The organism is Neisseria sp. P0021.S005, from assembly GCF_051956955.1.
Genome location: NZ_JBQCWY010000379.1, coordinates 1 through 2943 on the forward strand (window position 1 = coordinate 1; position 2943 = coordinate 2943).

Consider the following 2943-nt stretch of genomic DNA (forward strand, 5'->3'; position numbering starts at 1 on the left):
ACCGTTATCCTTTATGGAAATACCTGCTGATTGCGTTCACGATTGTGGTTGCGGCTGTTTACTCGCTGCCCAACCTTTTCGGTGAAACGCCTGCCGTACAGGTATCGACCAACCGACAAGCCATCGTGATCAACGATCAAACCCAGTCTAAAGTGTCTTCTGCGTTACAAAGCGCAGGTATTCAGACTGATGGTATGTTCATTGTCGATAATTCGCTGAAAGTGCGTTTTAAAGATACTGAAACGCAATTAAAAGCGCGTGATGTCATCGAAAACACTTTGGGCGAAGGCTATATTACCGCGCTCAACCTTTTGGCGGACAGTCCTGAGTGGATGGCGAAAATTAAAGCCAATCCGATGTTCTTGGGTCTGGACTTGCGCGGCGGTGTGCATTTCACCATGCAGGTGGACATGAAAGCCGCGATGCAGAAAACGTTTGAACGTTACGCCGGCGACATCCGCCGCGAATTGCGTCGCGAAAAAATCCGTACCGGTACGGTGCATCAGGCTGAAAATGGTCTGACTGTGCCTCTGCAAGATGCTGCCGATGTACAAAAGGCTTTGCCTCAGTTGCAAAAGATGTTCCCTGAAGCCACTTTGCTTGCAGACGGCAACAATATCGTGCTGACTCTGTCTGAAGAGGCGATCAATAAAGTACGTTCTGATGCGGTAAAACAAAACATCAACACTTTGCACAACCGTGTGAACGAATTGGGTGTGGCAGAACCGGTTATCCAACAATCCGGTCTTGACCGCATTGTTGTACAGCTGCCGGGCGTGCAAGATACTGCCAAAGCCAAAGACATTATCGGTCGTACCGCGACTTTGGAAGTGCGTATGGTGGAAGACGATCCGATTAAACTTCAAGAAGCCTTAAACGGTAATGTACCGACTGGTTATGAGTTACTGTCAAGCGGTGGCGATCATCCGGAAACTATTTTGGTCAACAAACAAGTTGAATTGACCGGCGACAACATCAACGACGCGCAACCTAGCTTTGACCAAATGGGTGCGCCTGCCGTGAGCCTGAGCTTGGACAGCGCAGGTGGCAGCATTTTTGGCGAATTGACTTCGGCCAATGTGGGTAAACGTATGGCTATGGTGTTGATCGACCAAGGTAAATCCGAAGTCGTGACTGCGCCTGTCATCCGCTCCGCCATTACCGGTGGCCGTGTGGAGATTTCCGGCAGCATGACAACTGCCGAAGCCAACGATACTTCATTGTTGCTGCGTGCCGGCTCGCTGGCTGCGCCTATGCAAATTGTCGAAGAACGTACCATCGGCCCGTCTTTGGGTAAAGAAAACATTGAAAAAGGTTTCAATTCCACCTTGTGGGGCTTTGCCGCTGTTGCTGCATTCATGGTGATTTACTATCGCTTGATGGGTTTCTTCTCTACCATTGCCTTGAGTACCAATATCTTGTTTTTGGTGGGTATTTTGTCTGCCATGCAGGCAACGCTGACCCTGCCGGGTATTGCCGCGTTGGCATTGACATTGGGTATGGCGATTGACTCTAACGTATTGATTAACGAGCGTATCCGTGAAGAATTACGCGGAGGCATACCACCTCAACAGGCCATCAACCTCGGTTTCCAACATGCTTGGGCAACCATTGTCGACTCTAACTTGACCTCTCTGATTGCTGGTATCGCTTTGTTGGTATTCGGTTCCGGCCCGGTACGTGGTTTTGCTGTTGTGCACTGTATCGGTATTCTGACCTCGATGTACTCGTCTGTGGTCGTGTTCCGTGCTTTGGTCAACCTGTGGTACGGCCGCCGTCGCAAATTGCGGAATATTTCCATTGGTGCGGTATGGAAGCCGAAAGCTGAAATGGCAGAAGGCAAGGAGTAAAACATGGAATTATTTAAAATCAAACGCGATATTCCGTTTATGAGCTACGGCAAACTGACGACCTTTATTTCGTTGGTTACGTTTATCGCCGCCGTGTTCTTTTTGGTAACCAAAGGCCTGAATTTCTCCGTCGAATTTACCGGCGGTACGGTGATGGAAGTCCAATATCAGCAGGGTGTTGATGTGAATAAAACACGCGAACGCCTCGATACGCTGAAAATGGGCGATGTACAGGTTCAGGCATTGGGTACGAACAAGCACATCATGATCCGCCTGCCGAACAAAGAAGGCGTAACCTCCGCCCAGTTGTCCAACCAAGTGATGGATTTGCTGAAAAAAGACAATCCTGACGTTACCTTGCGCCAAGTCGAATTCATCGGTCCTCAAGTCGGCGAAGAATTGGTCACTAACGGTTTGATGGCATTAGGTTTCGTGGTGGCAGGTATTATTATTTACTTGTCCATGCGTTTTGAGTGGCGTTTTGCAGTATCGGCGATTATTGCGAATATGCACGATATCGTGATCATTCTCGGCTGTTTCGCCTTCTTCCAATGGGAATTCTCTCTGACTGTCTTGGCAGGTATTTTGGCAGTTCTGGGTTATTCCGTGAACGAGTCTGTGGTGGTGTTTGACCGTATTCGTGAAAACTTCCGCAAACCGCATATGCGCGGCCATACTGTTCCGGAGGTCATCGACAATGCGATTACCGCAACCATGAGCCGTACCATCATTACTCACGGTTCGACCGAGGCAATGGTTGTTTCTATGCTGGTGTTCGGCGGTGCGGCCTTGCACGGTTTCTCTATGGCGCTGACCATCGGTATCGTGTTCGGTATTTACTCTTCCGTATTGGTTGCCAGCCCGCTCTTGCTGATGTTCGGTTTGAGCCGTGAGAACATTGCCAAAGAAGTGAAGAAAAAAGAAGAAGTGGTAGTTTAAACCTGCAATAATTCGATAAAGGCCGTCTGAAAATTGATTGAATCAGTTTTCAGACGGCCTTTTGTATTTAAATTTCAAAATGTTTTATTTTGATGAAATCAGAGGGGATAAATGCGAAAGAAAAAGAAAAAATATGGACGATATAATTTTGTGA

Annotated in this window: 2 protein-coding genes; both read left to right on the forward strand. The window is 48.1% G+C overall.

The window, feature by feature from the left end; genetic code table 11:
* On the forward strand, positions 1–1850 hold a 1850-nt coding region (secD, locus tag ACTHUE_RS14425), incomplete at its 5' end, for a protein translocase subunit SecD (RefSeq protein ID WP_440423828.1).
* Positions 1851–1853: 3 nt separating this feature from the next.
* Positions 1854–2789, forward strand: coding sequence for a protein translocase subunit SecF (gene secF / locus ACTHUE_RS14430; RefSeq protein ID WP_003686183.1), 936 nt, complete (start codon positions 1854–1856; stop codon positions 2787–2789).
* Positions 2790–2943 lie beyond the last annotated feature (154 nt).

Excerpts from the sequence above, each read along its gene's own strand:
- secF (WP_003686183.1), top strand. The coding sequence starts at position 1,854 with ATGGAATTATTTAAAATCAAACGCGATATTCCGTTTATGAGCTACGGC.